This window comes from Bdellovibrio sp. HCB288 (assembly GCF_047305935.1).
Taxonomy (GTDB): domain Bacteria; phylum Bdellovibrionota; class Bdellovibrionia; order Bdellovibrionales; family Bdellovibrionaceae; genus Bdellovibrio.
In genome coordinates, this window is record NZ_CP178619.1 from 134038 (window position 1) to 154351 (window position 20314).

A 20314-nucleotide genomic window follows, 5' to 3' on the forward strand; every position below is an offset into this window, starting at 1 on the left:
TGGAGAAAGTGTGTCCGTACCTTTTGGTGCTCGACCTTTGATGGGGGGTTTTCTCATTCAGTTGTCGATAGGTTCTCAATGGGCTTTCATAAACGAGAATGACTTTCAAAATCTTGGATCTCTGCCGAAGAGCTTTTTAACCTATAACTGTTGGAGGTACCCGTGAGCCTAGTGCAGCTGATCTCTGGAACCGAATGCAAGATCTCCGTCGTCTCGATGGAGACTTTAAATCTTATCAACGGATTGCTATCGCCTTCCGTATCCCGCAAGGAAGTTTATCGCCTGTGCTGTAAGGCTGGTGTCTGTCCTGTCACTCTACTCCGCAATTTAAAGTGATTTCGTAATTTCACTTCCTTCAAACAGGGTCACAATGGCCCTGTTTGAACTGGCATCCCTATTGCTTTAGGAGTTTTCACCTTCGATTTACGAAGGCACTTTTAAACCACTGGGGGTTCTTATGTTTTTGCGACGTACTTTTGCTGTTCTTGTTTCTTTGGCGACTTTGTTAACGGCAATGCCTTCAGTGGCGCAATCACGAAACATGCGTCCTCCAGAGCAGGATCTGCAGCGACGGGTTTATCAATTGGAATCCACTGTGTACCAACTTTCCCAACGCCTGGAGCGCCTTGAATACGGGGCTCCTGAAAGCCGAGGTTGGGTTTGTATCGTGAAAGATCCTACCTGGGGTAAGGTCTACCAAGGAAAAGCTGAAAGCCGCGTTGAAGCCTCTGCCCAAGCCACAAATGCCTGCGTAACTGGTTCCGGATTTGCCATGAACTGCCGCGCTGAACCTACCTGCGAGCGCCTCTAAAACAATTCGGCAAGAATTGTTAATTTAGAAAAACAAAAAAACCACAGCACTCCTGCTGTGGTTTTTTGTTTTTGGAATAAGTAAGTCCGTACCTAAACGCGGGATTCTAGGAATTCGATCAGGCATTGCACGGCTTGGCCGGAGCCGCCGCTGCTGCCGATGGCGCCGCTCGCGCGGTCTGCCCAGGCATAGATGTCCAAGTGCGCCCATTTTTTGCCGCCGACGAATTTTTGCAGGAACAGAGCTGCCGTGATGGCTCCACCGAAACCGCCGCCGGAGTTTTTGCAGTCTGCAAATGGCGACGATAGATCACCCCAGTATTTGTCGAACAAAGGCATGCGCCAATTCAAGTCACCTGCGCGTTGACCGGCTTTGGTCAATTCGTTCGCAAGATCATCGTCGTTCGAGAAAAGACCTGCGATCTCGGCACCCAAACCGACTTTGATTGCGCCGGTCAAAGTTGCAACGTCGATCACGTACTCAGGTTCATCAGAACCTTTTTGTTTGCAAGCTACGTCCAAAACGTCAGCCAATACCAAACGGCCTTCGGCGTCTGTATTATCGATTTCAACTTTCATTCCGTTACGAGCGGTAACGATATCACTTGGACGGAAGGCATTTGCATCCACTGCATTTTCAGCCAGAGCCAAATAGAAATCCAATGGACCTGGATATTGGGACTCTGCCGCCCACAACGCCAAACCCATAACGGCAGCTGAGCCGCCCATGTCTTTCTTCATCAAACGCATCGCAGAGGACGGCTTGATATCCAAGCCACCAGTATCGAACGTGATCCCTTTACCAACAAAGGCCACAGGCTTCAGACCTGACTTTTTCGTTGGGCGGTATTTCAAGTGAACCATGCGTGGACCGTGAGCTGCCCCCTGCCCTACAGACAGATGCAATCCCATTTTTTCGGATGTCAGCTTTTTCTCATCCCAAACTGTGATTTTTAGATTCTTGCCCCAGGAAATTTTCTTGGCTGCAAGTTCAGAGTATGATTTCGGATTCAAATCGTTCGGAGGCAAGTTCACCAAGTGACGGGCCATAGTCACGGCACGCGCACGAGCCGCCGCTTCTTTCAACACTGACTTGTCAAAATCGTCCGAACTCATAAGTGAAACTTTAGGCAGATCCACTAGCTGTTTGCCGTCAACGAATTGGCGATAGTTGTATGGAGCCATATCCAAACCAACTAATGCACCCATTTCCTGAGCCTTGGCAGTCCCGGCGAACTCGATACGCAATGCTTTTAGCTGATTTGCCTTAAAGTGAGGAACCAACGAACCAAATTGATCGCGAGCCCATGTGTAGGCCGCCTCATCCAACAAGCCATCATGGCCCACGGAATTTTTGCCTTTAGAACGAAGAATCCAAACCGGCCCCTGCACCCCCACAAAAAAGACCAACTCTTTGTCGTTCTTTTTCAAGGTGTCCATTTGCCAAGCCAAGGCATGGTCATCAATCAAACCATTCAGCTTACTGGAGTCCTCAGAACCCAAAAAATAGACAAAGCCCGTCATTTCGTTCTTTGTTTTAAGTTCTTTACCGATTTCAAATGTTTCGATCCATGAACGGATTTGCAGTTTTGCGGACGCTTTAGGCGCAATTGCCTTCTTTTTCGCCACGATTTCCTCACTTTTCCTTTGAGCTTAAGACTAAAATCCCTAGAATATTAATATGACGTGGACCGAGACCACAAACCTTAAATTTTGCTTACTCAATGCAGAGAATCTGTTTCTGCTTTTTGATGAGCCGCCGACAGCCGAGGTACTTAAGTACAACGAGCGTCAATGGCAGGGTCAGTCCATTTCCATATATGAGAATAAGTCCTTAAAAAAGTGCGAGGACATCGCCAAAGCCCTTCGCGAAATCAATGCCGACGTTATTATGCTGTGCGAGGTGGGTGGTTTTGAATCCCTGAAAAACTTCAACCAACTCTTTATGAACAGCGCGTACTCTCCATGTTTGATTGAAGGAAACTCCGATCGTAATATTGATGTCGGCTTTTTAATCCGCAAAGATCTGCCGTTTTATTTTGACCTCTTATCGAACAAATCACGTCCGATCAATTACCTCTATCCCCACGAGCGTCAAAGCCTGGCGGAGGGTTATCAGGTCAAAGGCGGCAAAGTTACCACAAGTCACAAATTTTCCCGGGACGTCGTCGAACTAAAGCTTTTCAAACAAGACAAAGAAAAGCCCTTTATGATCATACTCCTAACACATTTGAAATCTCGATTGGATCCTGAACGCATTGATCCGAATGGTTTTGAACGCCGTCAGGCAGAGTTGCGTACACTTCTGGAAATCTATCGCGAGCTAGAAGAAAAAAATCCGCAGATCCCAATCATGGTGGCCGGTGACTTTAATGGCAACGCGGGAATCGCAAATACTGACGAGGAATTTCGTGACATTTACTCCTCCACAGGACTTAAAGATGTTTTTGAAGTGGCCAACCTAACTCTCGAGCAGCGCGCGACTTTTTACCAAGTCAAAAGCAGCGCTCGCACAGAAGGACGTCAGATCGACTTCGCGTTTCTGTCTCCGCTGATGCAAACACTTTTGAAAGCGGACTCTGCAAAAGCGTTCCGTTACCGAGACGAATTGGGTAGCGAACGCGGCATCCCGCAAACGATGGAAGCCAAACAAAGAATCCCATCTGATCATTATCCTATCGTGTTCGAAATCGAGAATATCATTCTACGTTAATTTGCGTCTGCACAGTTTTCGTTGCCCGACCCTATGGAACACAGTAATATAGCAACCATGGCAATGCAGAAAACGCTCGTCCCAGAATTTAAAATTACCGCGAAAGTGGTTTACGTTCCTTCCGAATCCAACCCGGAAAAGGGCTATCATTTCTTTGCTTATAAAATTGCGATCACGAACCAAGGCTCAACCCCGGCTCAGTTGATGAGCCGCCATTGGGAGATCACGGACGCCACTGGAAAAAAAGAGGAAGTTCGCGGCCCTGGAGTTATCGGCATGCAGCCGAAAATTCAACCCGGCCAAACCTTTGAATATGATAGCGCCTGCCCCCTGAACACCCCGACAGGAAGTATGAAGGGCCGCTACCACATGATCACCGAAGATGGCCAAAGCTTCTCGGTGGACATCCCTGAATTTTATTTAGTGGCACCAAACGCCCTTCATTAAAAAAGGTCCAGTTTTTAACGCCGCTCTGGTAAACGCAAAGCGGCCTGTGATAGACCCTTCCCTACTTCGGGAGGCCGCCTATTTTTGGCGGATAAACTATGGCACTATTCAAAACACTCCGTGGCCTTTTAAAAGTTCCAAAAAAAGAATTAGGCCTGTGCATGGTGGTTTCCGAGCAAGAAGGCGCTGAAATCTGGGTAGATGGAAAACCGACTCCGTTTCACACTCCCCGCATGATTGCCGTCCCAATTCGCGAAGACGTTCAAATAGAGGTTCGTATGACGGGACATCAACCCCACACAGCCATCGTGCGCGCCCCGCAAAAGCTGAGCTATTACTATTGCAACCTGGAACGCATTCCACTTAGACTGGTACGCGATGAAATCGACAACTTTGCCTCTGTTTAAAAAAACGAAACGCCTGATCCTACGCCCTTTGGAACTTCATGACTTTGAGAACTGGTCGCAAGCTTACAGCAGCATGTTACCACCTCAAAATCAGTTTGATGAAACCAATTGGGTTGATTCAGAACTGACCAAGGCAAAGTTTAAGGCCCTTTTAAAAAAGCAATTACACAACCATGCCTTGGACCAAGTTTATGCCTTTGGAGTTTTCTTAAAGGATGATGGTCTTTTAATTGGCGAAGTGTTTATTGGAAATATTCAACGCAATGTTTTGCAAAATGGAATTCTTGGATACCGCATTTTCAATAACTATTGGAATCACGGTTTTGCCACGGAAGCCTGTTCCGCTGCTTTGCAAATAGCGTTCAAAGATCTAAGACTTCACCGAATTGAAGCAAATATCGAACCCACGAATAAGGCTTCCCTAAAAGTAGCTAAGAATATTGGCTTAAAGAAAGAGGGCTTCAGCCCCAAACGAATTTTTGATAATAAAAAATGGCTGGATATGTTTAACTTTGCAGCGACTTGCGAAGACTACGGCATTAAGTACAAATTCCCACCGAAATAGAAATAAATACGACCGAAGGTCGATGTCACCGTCACAGCCACCCCGTGTGCGCTAACATTTTAGCCAAAGTTCACTGGCGAACCCCCTTGGGGAGGATCAGAATCTAACCAGGATCTGATCCTCTAACAAAGGAGTTAGTTATGGCTGGACCAGCATTAAACTCACAAGCCCGATCAGCAGCTCGCGATGCGGCTTCTCTTTGGGAAAGCAGTTATAAAGAAATTCAAAACCGTGCTCGTCAAGCAGTAGATACATCCACGGAGTTGGTGAATAAACATCCAACTGCCACAGTCCTTGGCGCATGCGCCGTAGGCTTTGTGGCAGGTGCGATACTTCGCTCACGCCGTTGATAAAAACACGAGGGCTTTTCCACCGCACCCTCGGAAAAGCCCTCGTCCAAAACTTGAACCGACAACACAACTCAAAATTCAAAAGCACGGGAGTCATTCATGATGAAGATACTGAGCAGTTTAATTGCGATGTTTATTAGCTCCAAATCCATGGGATTTAGCGGTGGAGGCGGCGGTGGCGGATTCGATCTTAAAAAAATTCAATCCGGAATTATTGACGACATCGCTTTGCGACTGCGCAAACCCGTGACGCTTATTTTACTGGGCGTTTGCGCCACGTTCTTTTTCTGTGGCGGTCTCTTCATGGCACTGATCGACGCCACCCTTCAATATGATAAGTTGGGCACCGTCTATGGAACAGCGACTCTGTGGGCTGGTTTGATTCTGGCGGCAGTCACCGCTGGTGGCTATACTTACATTTTCACCCAACAATGGCCCGGAGCTAAAAAAGAAAATGCACAGAAAAAAACAGCAGAGCAAGCAGCAAAAAAAGAGGAGGAACGCATGCAACAAGAGCATCACCGTCCCTCCAGCTTTGATGGTGCTTTAGCCGAACTGCTGATGGACTTCGTCGAAGGGCGCAGAACCCGCCGCGAACAACGATTCTCAGAACGTGAACATCGTCGCGAAGAACGAGACGCTCGCCGTGCAGCTCGCGAAGCCCGCCGTGAACAACGACGTCAATCGGAGTCGCATTCCGGTGAAAGCTTTCAAGACGACACCAGACACTAAATTAAAGTTTGAGACTTACGGAGAACGCATGAAGGTATTCCAACCCTCTTCCGTTTTTTCGTAGATGTAGCGCTCATGCAATCGACCATTTAAGCCGAACCAGAATTCGATCTCGGTGGGGATGACCAACCATCCTCCCCAATGCGGTGGACGCGGGATCACCTGCCCTTCGAATTGCTTTTCGTATTCACGCACGCGACGTTCAAGATAATCGTAGTCAGGAATTTCTTCGCTTTGATTTGAAGCCCAGCCGCCGATTTGACTAAGGCGAGCACGGGTTTTCCAGTAGGCATCGCTTTCTTCAGGGCGCACTTTAACTGCCATCCCCGTGATGCGAATCTGTTGCCAGATAGCTGGCCAATGAAAATTCAAACAGATATTGGGATTTTCTTCGAGATCCAATCCCTTATGGCTGTGATAGTTGCCATAAAAAACAAAACCCTCTGGAGTTCTGTCTTTTAGATAGACAACTCTCACAGAGGGAATGCCCCTATCATCCACGGTGGCGACCGACATGGCGTTCGCCTCCGGGATTTGCTTTTCAGTCGCCTCTTTAAGGAGGCGATCGAAATGAAGATAAGGGTCAATAGTCAGATCAAACATTATTGCTGACTATTTTTTAGCTTTTGCAGCTGGCTTGTCAGCCTTAACGATATCCATCAATTCAACTTCGAATACCAGAACTGAATTTGGTGGGATACCTGGACGACCAGATGGACCGTAAGCAAGTTCTGGTGGGATGAAAAGTTTTGCTTTAGAGCCAACTTTCATCAACTGAAGAGCTTCTGTCCAACCTGGGATCACGCCACCAACTGGGAATTCAGCTGGTTGACCACGATCGTAAGAAGAATCGAATTGTTCGCCGTTCGTCAAAGTACCTTTGTAGTGAACTTTAACTACGTCTTCTTTTTTAGGCATCGCGCCTGTGCCTTCTTTTTCCATGATGTATTGAAGACCAGATGCAGTTGTTTTTACGTTAGCTGCAGATTTGTTCTTCTCAAGGAAGTCTTTGCCTGATTTAGCATTTGTATCAGCTGCTTCTTGTTGTTTTTTCATCGCAAGCTCTTGAAGTTTCATCATCGCTGCTTGCATGTCTTCTTTGGTCATTTCGTTTTTACCAACAGAAGCATCTTTCAAAGCCTGCGCCAAAGCGTCAGAATCGAAATCGATGTTTTGTTGTTTCAAGTTGCCGCCAATTTGTTGGCCGATAGCATAGGACGCCTTTTTGATATCAGTGTCCAATTTAACTTTTCTGTTGCAAGCAGTTGTAAGTGCCATTGCAACAACAAGGCCTCCAAGTACTAACTTATTCATTCTTTCTCCCTATCAAGGTTGTTATCATTTTCTGAGACAATACATCTTGCGCCGATTTATTGGATTTTCAAATAGATAATGCGTGCTGACACGCGCGTTCTTTCCGGATTGTAAAGTTGGCATCAAGGATTCTTGCAAGCAGAAACTAAAATAGCGGATTCAGGAAGTCTTCGGAAATAGCCCCGTATAAGGATTTAAAATTCAGCGGTTTGGAAATAAATCTCAAAGCCCCATGCTCTTCATTTCCCTTGCGGACATAGGGCGCATTCACGTCGGTACATATATAAATTTTTGCGCGTGGGTGCTTTCTTTGGACAACCTTCAAAAGTGCCAGTTCATCCATTTCCGGGGTGGTTACTTTTGAAATCACAACAAGGACAGGGGCACTACCGAAACCATCCAACTGTTTCAGCACGTCATGAGCATTGGCGACAAGATGATAATGGAAGGACAGCGCGGGACTCTGCCGCGAAACTTCCTGTTTGAACAAAGATAGGAGTGTCGGTTCGTCATCAACGAACAACACATGCACCAATTCCACTACGCTCCAATTTCCCAAAAGAGTCCATATCCAGACCCTTAACAAAAGTCTGCTCTGCGTTGCGCAAATCAGCAAGTGTTTCTTAATAAAAATCGAATTCAATCGGCTATTTAGAAGCTCTTACCACCGCTCCCGGCCGGCCGTCTCAAAACAAGATGGCCATAACGGAGGATGGACTTACGCTTCGAATTCCGTGCACAATAACTCTTAGAGGAACTCATATTATGCTCAGCTTGATTATTCTCCTTTTTCTATCGGATCCGGGTCATGCCCAAAGCAAGAAGGTCAATACCCGTATTTATGAGTCCGAGGCCACTCAGGAAAAATCCGAGTCATTCACTGCCAAAGTGCGCGTGGTCCGTGATATTTCCGACGAAGTGGAAGTGTTCTTTGACTCCGACAAAGCCCGTGGCGCCTACACCCTGCCGCGCAGAATTCCGTCTTACGCCACTGTGTTAAAACAATTGCAGGACTCCGGGGAACCCGGAGGTTCTCCGGTCTCTGTCACCGCCGATTCCGAAAAAAGAATACTCAGCGTCGAAAAATCCAGCTCCTCTGGATTTAAAAAAAAGCACGAGTATGACTTCGGTGAAATCCCTGACATCTAGCATTACCCTTGCCATCCCCGAGTGGAAGTGAGACGTTTTTTCCCACACAGTAGGGGAAACCATGCGGATACTCGTTGTTGAAGATCAGGCAAAAATGGCCAACTTCCTTAAAAAAGGCCTTAACGAAGTCGGCTATGCTGTTGATATTGCCGAAAGCGGTACATCTGCCGAGTCTTACATGGCTCAAGGCGACTACGACCTGGTCATTCTGGATGTTATGCTTCCGGATCAGAATGGCATCGATACGGCCCGGCACTTCCGTCGCGATGGATTTACTGGCCCGATCCTGATGGTCACCGCTCTTTCCACCACCAAAGACAAAGTGAACGGCCTTGATGCTGGCGCTGATGACTACCTGACCAAACCCTACTCTTTTGATGAACTTCACGCCCGAGTGCGTGCTTTGCTTCGCCGTAAAGGCTCGACAAGTGGCGCTATCACGAACGTTTTAAAATACGCCGATCTGGAACTTGATCTTTTACAACGCAAAGTACGTCGTTCCGGCCAGGATATCTCGCTGACGACCAAGGAGTTTGCGCTGCTTGAGTACTTCATGCGCCACCCGGAACGCCCATTGGGTCGCGTTTCGATCGCGGAGCACGTCTGGGACATTCACTTTGATTCCGAATCCAATGTGATCGATGTCTATATCAATCTTTTACGCAAAAAAATTGATGCCCCCTTCAACAAAAGACTTCTTCATACCGTAGTGGGGACCGGCTATGTACTTAAAGAGTCTCCGTAACCTATTTGCGAAACTCAGCATTCGCGTTCGCCTGTCCCTGTTTTTCGTCGTGTTTTTTGGCGCAACGACGATTCTGTTCAACATGGTCATTTTTAAAATGTCGATCGATAATCTTCAGCAGGATTTCGACGACGCCCTTTTCAATTATTCCGTGGACGTTTCCGAAGGTGTGGAGATCGGGGTTAAAGGCGATTTGAACTTTCCACCGCTAAGACTGGATCATGGAAAAATCCTGCCGTTTCCACTGGGTACAGCATTGATTCAAGTACGGCACAGCTCGGGCGCGGTATTGGCCCGCGTGGGAAACTTTGGAGAGTTCAATCCCCCGTACAAAAAAGATTTCGAACGAATCTGGGCCGGCGAAGAGGCCACTTATCGCACCATTGAACATATTCATGACATCCCATCGGCAGAGGCGGATTCGTATCGTCTGATTTCATTTCCTCTGGATAACGTCACGAACCCACAACTTTTACTTCAAATTGCCGTCCCGATGACCTTGCTGGAAACTCAAATCAGCAAACGCCTGACGCTTCTGGAAATCGGTATTCCCGTGGTGCTTTTGATTGCCACCTTGGGAGGACTGTTTTTGTCTTCCCGTGCTTTGGCTCCTGTGATTCACATGATTGATATCGCCAAGGAAATCAAAGCCAGCGAACTGTCCCGCCGTGTTCCCGTGCCCGTCGCTGACGACGAAGTCAAAAAACTGGCACTCACACTGAATGAAATGCTGGATCGGATCGAACAGGCCTTCCAATCCCAGGAGCGCTTTATCGCAGACGCATCTCATCAGCTTCTGACGCCCCTCACGATCATGCGCCAGGAAATCGAGCTCTTGAAAACACAAAACAAGATCGATCTGGAGCAATACACCAAAAGTGCGTTGCAGGAAGTGGACAGTCTTGCAAACATCGTTCAGGAAATGTTACTGCTTGCGCGCGCAGATGCAGGCCTTGATGCTTTAAGTCTGCAGGAAATTTCCCTGGAAGAATTGATTTTTGAAGCCCTCACCCGCTGTGAGAAGCTGGCCAGTTCTAAAGGCATCAAACTTAAATTCAATATCAACAACGAATCCGATGCAGATCGCAAAACCGTTCGTGGCGACAATGATCTTCTTGAGAATTTGGTTTTCAATATTATTGAGAATGCGATCAAGTATTCACCCAACAATGATGTCGTGACCATCACCCTGATTTGGAAGAACGCGAAAACAGAACTGGTGGTCGAAGACAATGGCGCGGGAATTCCTGACGAAAAATTGCCATTTATCTTTGAAAGATTCTCGCGAGGCGCGTCCGTGGAAAACCGCGTAAAAGGCTTTGGTCTAGGTCTGGCCATCGCACAAAAGATCGCCAATTTGCACGACGCTAAGCTAAGTGCCCGCAATCACCCAGAAAAAAATGGTGCGATATTTTCGTTTGAAATTAAAAACTTTTAATATGCTTTTAATCAGAGATTTAACTCTATTTGCTACTCTAATTTTGTTTCCAATATCGGAAAACAAAAAGAACCGTTGGAGGTTTCAATGAAATTCGCATCTATCTTGATGTCTGTTGTATTCGCTGGTGTTATCGCTCAAGCTAACCAAACTGCTCCTGCTGCTGCGCCAGCTGCTCCTGCAGAAACTGCTGCTGCTCCAGCTGCTGAAACTAAAGCTGAAGTAAAAGCTGAGAAAAAAGCTGCTAAAAAACACGGCAAAAAAGCTGTAAAAACTGAAGAGAAAAAAGAAGAAGCTGCTCACTAGTCTGAGTACTTCGAGCTTTGCTCTAAGTAAAAAGGAACCCCTCGGGGTTCCTTTTTTTTTGCCTAAACTCTAAAGCATCCAAAGACAGACTATCGCAACCGCCGTTGGAGCCAACGCTGCGATCAATAGATTCAAAGGCTTTATGCCGCCCGGAAACTTGTGACTGAGCACCGAGTAACCTGCAGCATTCGGAGCATTCGCGATGATTGTCAAACCACCCCCGGCCAAAGCCCCCGCAACTAACGCATACTTACTGGCATCAGATAAATCCACTTGCGATCCCAGATAAGTTAACGCGGCATTATCGGTGATTGCAGTCAGCAATGTAGCGCCTTTGAAAAGTACAATGTCGTTCATTCTGCCCAGGAGAGGCGCCAACCACCATTTTTGGAAAGCACCAAATTGAATGATCCCGCCCAGGAACAATGACACCAAAAGACTTTCCTTCAAACGAAGTGAATCCTGATAACGAGTGGTCACTGCTGCGACCCCCAAGAACAAAAGGAAAATACCAAGGAAGGCATTGCGATGATGTCCTGTCACCACGATGCCAGCAAGGAATGCCAAATGGATCAAAGTAACCTGCCAAGGAATTGACTTCTGCCCACCCGCCATTCTGTTTTCAACATCGCGCAAAGTGATACAATTCGCTTTAAAATCATTCTTGAAAATCAGGACCAAACCGATCGCATTGATCACCACAGCAATTGCTGACTTCCAGCCAAGGTGAGTGAATACATAATTAAAGTCCCATCCCCATTTGGATGCGACCATCAAGATCGGAGGCGCCGCAAAAGGAGTCAAAGCCCCACCGATAGAAACATTCACGAACAAAACTGCAATCAACGCATAGATCAATTTGCTGGATTCTTTTTGCAACATTGCATTCAGCATGAAGGCTGTCACGGTCATCGCCGCAGGCTCGGTGATAAAGCTTCCCGCCAAAGGCCCCAAAATCAAGACCACCGCAAGATCCGTTGTTACGGCCGGTGTTTTCAGAATCTTTTGAATCCACGTGCTTAATTCAAGAATGGCCTGACGGGCTATTGTCAAAATCGGACGTGTTGAACACACCACCATGATCGCAAAAATAAAGAACGGTTCGGTGAAATCCAGGGAATTCTGATACGTGATCGCTGGCGTCCAACCTTCCATGGCAATATAAACCACCATGAACATACTGGCCCAAATCGCAAAAACCGCTTCAATCTCTCCCAGCAAATGCAAAACACCGCTGGTCATGGACCCTTTGGGAAACTTGTGAGACCAATGCAATATTTTACCCACCATAAAGGTGTGAATCACTGCCAACGCAAAAAATATCGTTCCGATGAGTTCTAGATTTGTATATGTCATGAGTAGAATCCTACTCACAAAACCAGGGCGTGTCTAAAAAAAGCGGACACGCGTTGCTGATTTTCAGTGGCACAAATTGGCGTTATCCACCATAAGTCGCTTTTGCGTCTGAAGCTCGCTGACTGTGTATTGAAACTGCTTTGGATCACAATGGTTTTGTTGAACTAGATTTTCTACAACTTGCTTTTCCGGTGGCGTCAAACCCAGATCCCAAATCAATTTCACTTTCAACCACTGCGCCAGATACTGACAAGAGTACGCGCGATTGGGTGGCATATATCTTTCTGGAGTGTTATCGCTTTTTCTCATGTTCTCAGGCCCGTCTGTTGCCAGAAGCTGAAAGTTATTACCCATGAAATTTGCATATAAACAGCGTTTTGAATAATTCCACTTATGTGCGCCGCTGACGTAGGCATTTTTCAACGGCACAAAGTGATCAATTTGAATCTCCGAAGCTTGAGTCACCGTTTTGCCAGTATAAGGCTCTGCCCATTGCCCGCTGACCACGGAACAGCCGCTGGAATTCATCGTCACCGGAATACTGGAATCACGAGCCAAAACCAAGCCCCGTGTGTTCAAACACGAATTATCATGGCTTGGATAAATCCAACCACCAAAATGACTTTTACGGTTGTAGGGCTGTCCCACATTTCCATAGTCCTCATTGTGATGATCAAAGTGTAAAAGCGAAATAACAGCGGCTTTGATCTCTCCGATCACAGCAGAGGAATCAAACAGCTCCTGAGCCGCAATCCATGGATCCATTCTGTTTTTAGGTGCATCGTGAAGGTTCGTGGGTGATTGAGTGGAAACAGTGTAGTATTCGTCAAATCGAGGATTATTTCCGTTTATATCTTCATAATCCGAAATCTCGGCATGAACATTTAACGCGCAGATCGATACAAGTGCTCCGGCAAGAAGCTTTCTGATCATCTAACGGCCCCCTCGAAAAGACATCCCTGTCTTGTATTATTTTGCTTATAAAGATATTAAAGAAGGACCAAAGACCTAATGCAAGGATATAAGTGTTAGGATTCGGTCAGCCGTGGAAACTTAGAAAAGAAATTATGTTACGAGCAGGGCGATTTCGCCATCGTCTATTGGACGAAACATTTTTGCAAAACAACACACAGCAAGCGATCACTGCTCTTGCGCCGTTTATTTCGATGTGGCGTAACAAACATCTCAGCGATGTTGAAATGGTGTGCACTTACCTTTTAGTTTTTTGCTTTTTACGACGTCCACAGGATTTTTTAGGCGGGCTGCACAATCTCCCCTTACCCAGCGCTCCCCGCTCAGGTATTTCCGGTCACAGAGTGATCTCGGTGCTTCGCGACTCTTTGCCTGCTCACTTGGCAGGAGCCAAAAGTTTAAGCCACCTCGATACCGAAGCAAATTTTGTCAATGCATATTGTGCGCGCAGCTGGCGATCAGTTCCTTTTTCAGCTCAAAGAACGGTAATCTCGTGGCAAACGGGCCACTATAATTTGAAATTAACCACGGAAATCCCTTCCGCGTTCGATGTCCTTAAAATGCAAGCCTTGGGACAACGTTGTGTCAGCATGCTGATTCAGCCCCATGAAATCGGCTCCTTCGTGGAAGACGGAAGGGATGTTTTGGGGTTTATTGTTCATGATCTGATCCATGCCGATCATTTCTTTCATGACCCGATCCGCGCCACGGCACAAGTGCATTTCTGCAAAAACCTTTTGCACGTTCTAAGCCTGCAGCAGATCAATGACATGCTCACGGAAGATGATCTGTTCAAGAACGAATTTCACTATCTTATGTCCGACATGAATTCTGTGCCCTTGCACTTGTTAAAAACACTAAAAGCCGTGCTTTTGGGGTTCTACAAACGCAAAACCTCTGAGGACATGAAGCAAAATCTGCCACCTGGCCTGGAAGCAGATTTCAAAAACTGTTTCCAAAGTGTTTTGACCAGCTGGAGTTTCACGGCAGAGGAATGGGCCGCCGCGGAACGACTGAATACCTCCGAATACCAACACCCCTCTGACAGCGTCCTGTTAGATAAGGCTTTAAGCAAAAATCATTCGCTAACTGAAAACTATTTGGTACGCTGTTATTCATGAAACTTCAGGATTTATTGGATAGAGCCGAGACACTTAGGCGTTACAAGGCTGGACAGACTATATTTGAGGCTGGCGGCGAGCCACTCGGGCTTTATAAAATCAACACCGGGCTTATTAAACTGGATTCATCCTCTTCCAGTGGTTCTGCTCACACCTTGCGATTGATCGGACCCGGTGGACTTGTCGGTTACCGCGCCTTGTTTGCTGGCGAAAACTACTATGCTTCGGCGATTGCGGTTGAAGACACTGTTCTTTCTTTTATTCCGAAGATTGAAATTCTGGCACTTTTCCGCAATCACCCGGAAGCGGCCATGCAGTTTTTGGAATACCTCTCCCGTGACTTGCGTTTGGCCGAGGCTAAATGGACCGGTCAGATGGATAAAGACGCCGCGGCCCGAGTTGCCGATGCTATTTTGTTTTTACAAGACAATTTCCCGCAACAGAATTGGACCAGAAAAGAAATCGCACAGTGGGCTGGGACCACTCCCGAAACTGTGATTCGCACACTGGCGAATTTTGAAAAAGAAGGCATCGTGGATCAATCCACGGGCCGCTCCATTCAGATCAAAAATCGCCAACTACTTTTGGCAAAAGCCGAAGAAGAATAATCCCACTCTTTTCTTTTTTAAATTTCCACGACGCAATAATTACGCCCAAGGTTGTTAAGGTCCGGTGTCTATCGTCAGCTATTGACACCTTCAACCAGCTTTTTCTTGAAGACTCTAAAACAGGAGGTTTAGCCTGTTTGCAGGTTACAAGTCCCAATATCTATTACAGGAGGAATTATGTCGTCCCTTTGCACTAAGGTGATTATATCATCTGCCTTTGTTATCGGAATTATCGGCTGTGCCAGCAAACCACCAAGTTACTCAGCTTTACCTGACACCTCAGATCCAATGATTGAAGTTACACAAACTGAACAGCTTCTAAATGAAGCCCGTTCAAAGCAAATGGACGTCCTTTCCCCTGACAACTTCAAAAATGCTGAGAAAGCCCTGAACAAAGCTAAAGAGGGCATCGCAGACAAAGACAAAGCTGCAGATATCCTGGAACAGGTTTCTTACTCCAGAGGCTGGCTGCAAGAAGGAGCCACGAAGTCTGACATTGCACGCAAGTCCATCGGACCGATTGTGGATGCACGTTCAGGGGCCTTGGCTGCCAACGCACCTGAAATGTACCCAAAAGAATGGAAAAAACTGGAAAGCAAACTTGAAAACGTGACTTCCGATGTTGAAAAAGGAAGTTTGAAGGCCGCCGACAAACGAGGCTCTGATCTCGTGGCATCCTATCGTCAGTTGGAACGCGATTCTGTGGAAAAGCGTTACTTGGGCAGTGCGAAGAGCACAATTGAAGCTGCGGAAAAAGACAAGGCCTCTGAAAAGGCTCCCCGCTCATTGGGCCTGGCACGTGGTCAATACAACGAGACCATGAAACTCATTGCAGCCGATCCCCGCAACACCACAGGCATTTCGCGTTCAGCGTCCAATGCAACCAAAGCATCAGATCACCTGGCTGAAGTGATGGTTAAAGTAAATGCCGGAAATACTGAGGCGCTGGTGTTGCAAACTGAAAAACAACAACGTCAAATTTCCAGCTTGCGCTCAGAGACCTCCACTCAATCCCGTGAACTCACCGCTGCGGAGAAACAATTGCAAGCGGCACGCACTACGGAAGCCGCAGCAGCAACAGCGACCAGAATCCGCAGTGAGCTGAATGCCAAGGATGCCGAAGTCTTCGCACAAGACGGCAAAGTTACTGTCCGCCTGAAAGGCTTGAATTTCCCTTCTGGCAGCGCAAACCTTTCGGCCAGCAACAAAGCATTGCTAACCAAAGTTGAATCAGTTTTGGAAGAAATCCCAACATCCAAAATTGAAGTTCAAGGTCATACAGATTCAACAGGTAGCAACGATGTCAACATGCGCATCTCCGAGAAACGCGCCCAGGCCGTGCAAAAACAATTGATCGCCAACGGAACACCAGCTACTGGAGTTGACGCTATTGGATTGGGTGATGAAAAACCAATCGGCAGCAACAACACCGCTGCGGGCCGCGCACAAAACCGTCGTATCGACTTGGTTATCGAACCTAAAATTCAGGAGTAGACATTATGGTTACACCGGGAAATGCTTGGCAGGATTTAAAAAGAGAGCTCATGGAAAAATGGCATGAGCTTACTGAAAGTGAGTTGGAAAGCACTCGGGGTAACTCCAACAGGATTGTCGATCTTTTGGAAAAAAAGGTGGGTATGCGCATTGAGGATGCCAGCGAGAGATTTGCAGAAATTGCCTCGCGCTACCACCTTTATGATGAACCCGAAGAGACGACACCAACTCCTGATAAGGAAAAAGAGGAACGGATCATGGAACTATCCACTAAGGATCCGAACACCCGTCCCGACATAACTCCTAAACATTAAAGTCTACAGGGTCCCGTCTTGAAGGCGGGACTCGCCAGAGCGATTCACAGTGACAAACGAACAGGGAATGGAATTCAGAACTTGCATTTGCCCTTGAACCTTTTTGATCAATTGAAGCATGTCGTTCTTTTTTTCCTGCTTTTTTACGAAAATCATCAATCCATCTTCTTTGAGTTGTTCAAATATCCGCTGAGGTAACTCAAAGGAACCGGCCGTGAAGATCACGCGGTCATAGGGTGCTTCCGCCTGATACCCTTCAAACCCATCACCCGTTAAGACTTTGACGTTGGTGATACGCATTTGATCCAAAATGCCACGAGCCCGGTCAGCCACCTCGGGAATAATTTCCGTACTGACGACTTTACCTTCCGCTCCGACGATATAAGAAATCAAAGCGGTGTTCCAACCGGAGCCTGCTCCCAGTTCAAAAACTTTTTGGCCGGGTGCCAGCTGAAGCATATCAAGAATTCGCATCACGAAGCTGGGTTGGGAAATCGTGGAAACGAAGGTTCCCTTTTTATACAGCAGCAAAGGAATATCCTCGTAAGCTTCCTGAAGTGTATATTCCGGTATAAACAAGTGTCTTGGGTGTCGGTAGTAAGCCTCAACAACCTGTTCAGACAATGGCAGAGATCTTTTTAGCAGCAAATCCTGATATTGTTCCATCCTCAGATCCTTATTTCCCTTGCGCGCCCTATTGAGCAAGTGCACTCTTTACTCATGACACTTACACAACTTGAATACATTTTAGCTGTTGGTGATACCGGGAGTTTTAGCCAAGCGGCTGTTCAGTGTCACGTTACACAACCTACACTTAGCATGCAGATTCAAAAGCTAGAAGACGAACTCAATGTCATTTTGTTTGACCGCACGAAGCAACCCGTGCGTCCTACTCAGGTGGGAGAGTTGGTACTGCAACAAGCAAGAATTGTAGTTCAAAGTTCGCAGCATCTTCGCGAGATCGTCGCTGAAAACAAAGGCGCCATCAGTGGAACTTTACGCATCGGCATCATTCCCACACTGGCTCCCTATTTATTGCCTCTGTTTCTGAATAAATTCATGAATAAATTCCCGGATGTGCATCTGGTGATCGACGAGATGGAAACGCAGCTACTTGTGGAGAAAATTCGCAACAACTCCCTGGACATAGGAATCGCGGTAACGCCCATTGATGATATCAATATTGCCTCGAAAGTACTTTTCTACGAACCGTTCACGGCGTACTTCTCTCCGCATCATCCTTTGTTACAAAAAAAACATGTCGACGAGTCAGATCTGTCCTTAAATGAAATGTTATTGCTCAGCGAAGGACATTGTTTTCGGGAACAAAGCCTGGGGCTTTGTAAAAGCAGAAAAAATGAAAACGCGACCACGAACTTTTCTTTCGAGGGTGGCAGCCTGGAAACTTTGAAAAAGCTGGTTGATCAAGGTGACGGTTTTACCCTGCTTCCCTTGCTCGCGACTGATGACGTGCGCGATAAGAAACGCTTAAAGCCTTTCACTGCACCTATCCCCACTCGGGAAGTCAGCCTGCTGCATGGCCCTCATTTTCAGCGCAAAGCGCTTTTGAAGGCCCTGATCGACACCATTATCGCAGCGCTACCGAAAGATGTTCCTCTACAAAAATCAAAACAGCAATTCAAGGTCGACAATCCTTTAGGCCATCGCAGTTAGTGCCACACAACACATAGTTTTAGCCTATATACTCCATAGCAAAAGAAGATTTTTCATTTAGCTTTCAAAGGCCTATCCTATGGACGTCATCTGGTTTTGTCCTAGGAGGAAATTATGAAATACGGAGCACAAAAAGAATCTTCAGCCGGCACAGTCCATACCTTCAATAAAGCCACTGCGAAAGGCTCACAGAAGGATTCAGACAAAAGCACCCAAACCGGTACGGTGGGTGAATTGAAGAAAACTCTGGCTGATCTTTACTTACTACAACTAAAAACCCAAAACTTCCATTGGAATGTTGAGGGTCCTTTGTTCTTTTCACTGCATAAACTATTCGAAAAGCAATACGAACAAATTGCCGAGTATGTGGATCGCTCCGCAGAAGTACTGCGCGCCATGAAGTCGCCAGCGCCCGGCAGTTTTCAAGCTTTTAAAAAATTAGCTGATGTGGAAGAGTGTACTGATGAAAAACTCAGTGCTACAAAAATGATCGATATACTAACAGCCGATCACACCACACTTGCAGAGCTCTACAAAGCCCGCCTTGAAACAGCGGAGCAAGAAGAGGAAACCAGTGCTGTGACTCTGTACGAAGACTTGATCAGCTTCCACGAAAAAGCAGCATGGATGATTCGCAGTCATCACTCCTAGGTTTGCTGCTTTTAAAAACATAAAAGGCACCCATAAGGTGCCTTTTATGTTTTTAAAACTTCCATTTTCGATTTTCGCCGATGCCGTCCTAATTAAGACTTAAACCACCAGCTCAATAATTGCGCGGAACCCATGATTCCCCGCCATCGCGCCCAGTATATTTCTTAGGGACGAAATATTCTTACCCTGAGCCCCAATCAACTTACCGCGATACTCTTGCGGAAGGTCGACTTTGTATATCGTAGTTTTCTCCCCGCAAGAAAAAGTGACTTCCACATTCTCTTTACAAGAAGTCATTTCTTTAACTACCGTTGCCATGATGGATCCAATACGTTGACGTGCTTCGTTCAATTGTTGCTCGACTGTCACAAATACTCCCTTAAGTCCCGATACAAAATGAATTGTACTTAAATTTTGCCACTCCGCAACTGGAAGAAAACTTTCCTAGCCCAGAACTTGTTTCACAACATTCGTTGTGTAAACGCGAGCCAAACTCGGGGATATACAAGAATTTGACTAGTCACAGTTTACCGCATTTCCGCCCTATTCAATTCAACAAAAAACACGAGTTCGTCTTTTCTTTTTACCGAATATTGTCTTGAATCGAGACTCCAACATAAATAGGAGGATACAAATAATGAAAAAGATTACTCAACTGGCTGTCATTGCAGCACTCGTGACTCCAACCATTTCCATGGCGACAACACCTCAGGAACTTACAGTATCCATGGTGGATACAATCATCTATAAGAAGCCAGAAGCACCGGCCTCCTGTAAAGCTGTAAAGGCGACTGAAGAACAACAGATGGCACTTCGTGATGCCTTCCTGGAGTTCAATGACCAACGCAAAGCCATGCGCACCGACCTTAGAAAGTCACTTTCAGATATGAAAAAAACTTTCAGCAGCGCGACTTCTACCAAAGAAGACGGAGCCGCAGCACAGGCTGATGTGGGTTCAAAAGCCATCGCAATGGGTAAATTAATGGGCGACTTCCAAATGAAGGTCTTCTTTGACATTCTGAATCCCGAGCAACGTGATCCGGCAATGAAATGCCTGGACGATTTGAGACCATAGTCCTTATCCAATCAAGAGGAGCCAAGGTCCGACTTGGCTCCTCTTTTCACACATTTCAAAATTGTCTCGAAGT

The 20314-nt window shown here is 46.6% G+C and carries 26 protein-coding genes; 18 read left to right on the forward strand and 8 right to left on the reverse strand.

Annotation, left to right across the window (positions count from 1 at the left end; genetic code table 11):
• The first annotated feature begins 457 nt into the window (after positions 1–457).
• On the forward strand, positions 458–811 hold the full coding sequence (locus tag ACLVWR_RS00595; protein WP_413582029.1) for a hypothetical protein: 354 nt from the start codon (positions 458–460) through the stop codon (positions 809–811).
• A gap of 92 nt (positions 812–903) precedes the next feature.
• On the opposite strand, the gene ACLVWR_RS00600 is transcribed toward ACLVWR_RS00595, so the two are convergent.
• Positions 904–2439 carry a M17 family metallopeptidase gene (locus tag ACLVWR_RS00600; RefSeq protein WP_413582030.1) on the reverse strand — a complete coding sequence of 512 codons (1536 nt, stop codon included), beginning with the start codon at positions 2437–2439 and terminating at the stop codon, positions 904–906.
• 52 nt (positions 2440–2491) lie between these two features.
• Between ACLVWR_RS00600 and ACLVWR_RS00605 the strand changes: the two genes are divergently transcribed.
• The 6 genes from ACLVWR_RS00605 to ACLVWR_RS00630 all read left to right on the forward strand — a co-directional run bounded on the left by ACLVWR_RS00605 (position 2492) and on the right by ACLVWR_RS00630 (position 6024).
• Positions 2492–3523, forward strand: a complete 1032-nt coding sequence (locus ACLVWR_RS00605) for an endonuclease/exonuclease/phosphatase family protein (RefSeq protein ID WP_413582031.1) — start codon at positions 2492–2494, stop codon at positions 3521–3523.
• Positions 3524–3580: 57 nt separating this feature from the next.
• Complete coding sequence (apaG, locus tag ACLVWR_RS00610; RefSeq protein WP_413582032.1) at positions 3581–3970, forward strand: Co2+/Mg2+ efflux protein ApaG; 390 nt, start codon at positions 3581–3583, stop codon at positions 3968–3970.
• 98 nt (positions 3971–4068) lie between these two features.
• A complete protein-coding gene (locus ACLVWR_RS00615) occupies positions 4069–4377 on the forward strand; it encodes a hypothetical protein (RefSeq protein ID WP_413582033.1) in 309 nt (102 codons plus the stop codon).
• On the forward strand, positions 4349–4942 hold the full coding sequence (locus tag ACLVWR_RS00620; protein WP_413582034.1) for a GNAT family N-acetyltransferase: 594 nt from the start codon (positions 4349–4351) through the stop codon (positions 4940–4942). Before ACLVWR_RS00615 ends, ACLVWR_RS00620 begins: the two co-directional genes overlap by 29 nt.
• 140 nt (positions 4943–5082) lie before the next feature.
• Positions 5083–5292 (forward strand): hypothetical protein, encoded by a 210-nt coding sequence (locus tag ACLVWR_RS00625; RefSeq protein ID WP_413582035.1) that lies wholly within the window; start codon positions 5083–5085, stop codon positions 5290–5292.
• A gap of 99 nt (positions 5293–5391) precedes the next feature.
• Entirely contained in the window at positions 5392–6024 is a 633-nt protein-coding gene (locus ACLVWR_RS00630; protein WP_413582036.1) for a hypothetical protein, read from the forward strand.
• 15 nt (positions 6025–6039) lie between these two features.
• Here ACLVWR_RS00630 and pdxH read toward each other — a convergent pair whose 3' ends face one another.
• From pdxH to ACLVWR_RS00645, 3 genes are all read right to left on the reverse strand, one after another.
• Positions 6040–6627, reverse strand: coding sequence for a pyridoxamine 5'-phosphate oxidase (gene pdxH / locus ACLVWR_RS00635; protein ID WP_340596826.1), 588 nt, complete (start codon positions 6625–6627; stop codon positions 6040–6042).
• 9 nt (positions 6628–6636) lie between these two features.
• A complete protein-coding gene (locus ACLVWR_RS00640; RefSeq protein WP_340596825.1) occupies positions 6637–7338 on the reverse strand; it encodes an FKBP-type peptidyl-prolyl cis-trans isomerase in 702 nt (233 codons plus the stop codon).
• A 145-nt stretch (positions 7339–7483) separates the two neighbouring features.
• On the reverse strand, positions 7484–7897 hold the full coding sequence (locus ACLVWR_RS00645) for a response regulator transcription factor (RefSeq protein ID WP_413582037.1): 414 nt from the start codon (positions 7895–7897) through the stop codon (positions 7484–7486).
• Positions 7898–8103: 206 nt separating this feature from the next.
• Between ACLVWR_RS00645 and ACLVWR_RS00650 the strand changes: the two genes are divergently transcribed.
• The 4 genes from ACLVWR_RS00650 (at position 8104) to ACLVWR_RS00665 (ending at position 10976) form a co-directional block, all read left to right on the forward strand.
• Entirely contained in the window at positions 8104–8487 is a 384-nt protein-coding gene (locus tag ACLVWR_RS00650) for a hypothetical protein (RefSeq protein ID WP_413582038.1), read from the forward strand.
• A gap of 61 nt (positions 8488–8548) precedes the next feature.
• On the forward strand, positions 8549–9232 hold the full coding sequence (locus ACLVWR_RS00655; RefSeq protein WP_340596822.1) for a response regulator transcription factor: 684 nt from the start codon (positions 8549–8551) through the stop codon (positions 9230–9232).
• Positions 9210–10670, forward strand: a complete 1461-nt coding sequence (locus ACLVWR_RS00660; protein ID WP_413582039.1) for a sensor histidine kinase — start codon at positions 9210–9212, stop codon at positions 10668–10670. Before ACLVWR_RS00655 ends, ACLVWR_RS00660 begins: the two co-directional genes overlap by 23 nt.
• Positions 10671–10757: 87 nt before the next feature.
• The gene (locus ACLVWR_RS00665) at positions 10758–10976 is read left to right on the forward strand and encodes a hypothetical protein (protein WP_413582040.1); all 219 of its coding nucleotides are present in this window, start codon (positions 10758–10760) and stop codon (positions 10974–10976) included.
• 69 nt (positions 10977–11045) lie between these two features.
• Here the strand turns inward: ACLVWR_RS00665 and ACLVWR_RS00670 are convergent, their stop codons facing one another.
• Complete coding sequence (locus ACLVWR_RS00670) at positions 11046–12332, reverse strand: putative Na+/H+ antiporter (RefSeq protein ID WP_413582041.1); 1287 nt, start codon at positions 12330–12332, stop codon at positions 11046–11048.
• Positions 12333–12395: 63 nt separating this feature from the next.
• On the reverse strand, positions 12396–13265 hold the full coding sequence (locus ACLVWR_RS00675; protein WP_413582042.1) for an HNH endonuclease family protein: 870 nt from the start codon (positions 13263–13265) through the stop codon (positions 12396–12398).
• Between the two features lie 554 nt (positions 13266–13819).
• Here ACLVWR_RS00675 and ACLVWR_RS00680 point away from each other — a divergent pair.
• The 4 genes from ACLVWR_RS00680 (at position 13820) to ACLVWR_RS00695 (ending at position 16841) form a co-directional block, all read left to right on the forward strand.
• Complete coding sequence (locus tag ACLVWR_RS00680; protein ID WP_413582043.1) at positions 13820–14425, forward strand: hypothetical protein; 606 nt, start codon at positions 13820–13822, stop codon at positions 14423–14425.
• Entirely contained in the window at positions 14422–15033 is a 612-nt protein-coding gene (locus ACLVWR_RS00685) for a Crp/Fnr family transcriptional regulator (RefSeq protein ID WP_413582044.1), read from the forward strand. Before ACLVWR_RS00680 ends, ACLVWR_RS00685 begins: the two co-directional genes overlap by 4 nt.
• 177 nt (positions 15034–15210) lie before the next feature.
• A complete protein-coding gene (locus tag ACLVWR_RS00690) occupies positions 15211–16527 on the forward strand; it encodes an OmpA family protein (RefSeq protein WP_413582045.1) in 1317 nt (438 codons plus the stop codon).
• Between the two features lie 50 nt (positions 16528–16577).
• Positions 16578–16841 (forward strand): transcriptional regulator, encoded by a 264-nt coding sequence (locus ACLVWR_RS00695; protein WP_413582046.1) that lies wholly within the window; start codon positions 16578–16580, stop codon positions 16839–16841.
• Positions 16842–16844: 3 nt separating this feature from the next.
• Here the strand turns inward: ACLVWR_RS00695 and ACLVWR_RS00700 are convergent, their stop codons facing one another.
• On the reverse strand, positions 16845–17507 hold the full coding sequence (locus ACLVWR_RS00700; protein WP_413582047.1) for a protein-L-isoaspartate O-methyltransferase family protein: 663 nt from the start codon (positions 17505–17507) through the stop codon (positions 16845–16847).
• A gap of 54 nt (positions 17508–17561) precedes the next feature.
• Here ACLVWR_RS00700 and ACLVWR_RS00705 point away from each other — a divergent pair, with 54 nt between their 5' ends.
• Positions 17562–18515, forward strand: coding sequence for a hydrogen peroxide-inducible genes activator (locus ACLVWR_RS00705; protein ID WP_413582048.1), 954 nt, complete (start codon positions 17562–17564; stop codon positions 18513–18515).
• A 114-nt stretch (positions 18516–18629) separates the two neighbouring features.
• On the forward strand, positions 18630–19166 hold the full coding sequence (locus ACLVWR_RS00710) for a Dps family protein (protein WP_413582049.1): 537 nt from the start codon (positions 18630–18632) through the stop codon (positions 19164–19166).
• A 99-nt stretch (positions 19167–19265) separates the two neighbouring features.
• On the opposite strand, the gene ACLVWR_RS00715 is transcribed toward ACLVWR_RS00710, so the two are convergent.
• Positions 19266–19535, reverse strand: coding sequence for a KH domain-containing protein (locus ACLVWR_RS00715; protein WP_340596810.1), 270 nt, complete (start codon positions 19533–19535; stop codon positions 19266–19268).
• Between the two features lie 268 nt (positions 19536–19803).
• Between ACLVWR_RS00715 and ACLVWR_RS00720 the strand changes: the two genes are divergently transcribed.
• A complete protein-coding gene (locus ACLVWR_RS00720; RefSeq protein WP_413582050.1) occupies positions 19804–20241 on the forward strand; it encodes a hypothetical protein in 438 nt (145 codons plus the stop codon).
• Positions 20242–20314: the final 73 nt, after the last annotated feature.

Excerpts from the sequence above, each read along its gene's own strand:
- ACLVWR_RS00595 (WP_413582029.1), top strand. The coding sequence starts at position 458 with ATGTTTTTGCGACGTACTTTTGCTGTTCTTGTTTCTTTGGCGACTTTG.
- ACLVWR_RS00605 (WP_413582031.1), top strand. The coding sequence starts at position 2,492 with ATGACGTGGACCGAGACCACAAACCTTAAATTTTGCTTACTCAATGCA.
- apaG (WP_413582032.1), top strand. The coding sequence starts at position 3,581 with ATGGCAATGCAGAAAACGCTCGTCCCAGAATTTAAAATTACCGCGAAA.
- ACLVWR_RS00615 (WP_413582033.1), top strand. The coding sequence starts at position 4,069 with ATGGCACTATTCAAAACACTCCGTGGCCTTTTAAAAGTTCCAAAAAAA.
- ACLVWR_RS00620 (WP_413582034.1), top strand. The coding sequence starts at position 4,349 with ATGAAATCGACAACTTTGCCTCTGTTTAAAAAAACGAAACGCCTGATC.
- ACLVWR_RS00625 (WP_413582035.1), top strand. The coding sequence starts at position 5,083 with ATGGCTGGACCAGCATTAAACTCACAAGCCCGATCAGCAGCTCGCGAT.
- ACLVWR_RS00630 (WP_413582036.1), top strand. The coding sequence starts at position 5,392 with ATGATGAAGATACTGAGCAGTTTAATTGCGATGTTTATTAGCTCCAAA.
- pdxH (WP_340596826.1), bottom strand. The coding sequence starts at position 6,627 with ATGTTTGATCTGACTATTGACCCTTATCTTCATTTCGATCGCCTCCTT.
- ACLVWR_RS00640 (WP_340596825.1), bottom strand. The coding sequence starts at position 7,338 with ATGAATAAGTTAGTACTTGGAGGCCTTGTTGTTGCAATGGCACTTACA.
- ACLVWR_RS00650 (WP_413582038.1), top strand. The coding sequence starts at position 8,104 with ATGCTCAGCTTGATTATTCTCCTTTTTCTATCGGATCCGGGTCATGCC.
- ACLVWR_RS00655 (WP_340596822.1), top strand. The coding sequence starts at position 8,549 with ATGCGGATACTCGTTGTTGAAGATCAGGCAAAAATGGCCAACTTCCTT.
- ACLVWR_RS00660 (WP_413582039.1), top strand. The coding sequence starts at position 9,210 with ATGTACTTAAAGAGTCTCCGTAACCTATTTGCGAAACTCAGCATTCGC.
- ACLVWR_RS00665 (WP_413582040.1), top strand. The coding sequence starts at position 10,758 with ATGAAATTCGCATCTATCTTGATGTCTGTTGTATTCGCTGGTGTTATC.
- ACLVWR_RS00670 (WP_413582041.1), bottom strand. The coding sequence starts at position 12,332 with ATGACATATACAAATCTAGAACTCATCGGAACGATATTTTTTGCGTTG.
- ACLVWR_RS00675 (WP_413582042.1), bottom strand. The coding sequence starts at position 13,265 with ATGATCAGAAAGCTTCTTGCCGGAGCACTTGTATCGATCTGCGCGTTA.
- ACLVWR_RS00685 (WP_413582044.1), top strand. The coding sequence starts at position 14,422 with ATGAAACTTCAGGATTTATTGGATAGAGCCGAGACACTTAGGCGTTAC.
- ACLVWR_RS00690 (WP_413582045.1), top strand. The coding sequence starts at position 15,211 with ATGTCGTCCCTTTGCACTAAGGTGATTATATCATCTGCCTTTGTTATC.
- ACLVWR_RS00695 (WP_413582046.1), top strand. The coding sequence starts at position 16,578 with ATGGAAAAATGGCATGAGCTTACTGAAAGTGAGTTGGAAAGCACTCGG.
- ACLVWR_RS00700 (WP_413582047.1), bottom strand. The coding sequence starts at position 17,507 with ATGGAACAATATCAGGATTTGCTGCTAAAAAGATCTCTGCCATTGTCT.
- ACLVWR_RS00705 (WP_413582048.1), top strand. The coding sequence starts at position 17,562 with ATGACACTTACACAACTTGAATACATTTTAGCTGTTGGTGATACCGGG.
- ACLVWR_RS00710 (WP_413582049.1), top strand. The coding sequence starts at position 18,630 with ATGAAATACGGAGCACAAAAAGAATCTTCAGCCGGCACAGTCCATACC.
- ACLVWR_RS00720 (WP_413582050.1), top strand. The coding sequence starts at position 19,804 with ATGAAAAAGATTACTCAACTGGCTGTCATTGCAGCACTCGTGACTCCA.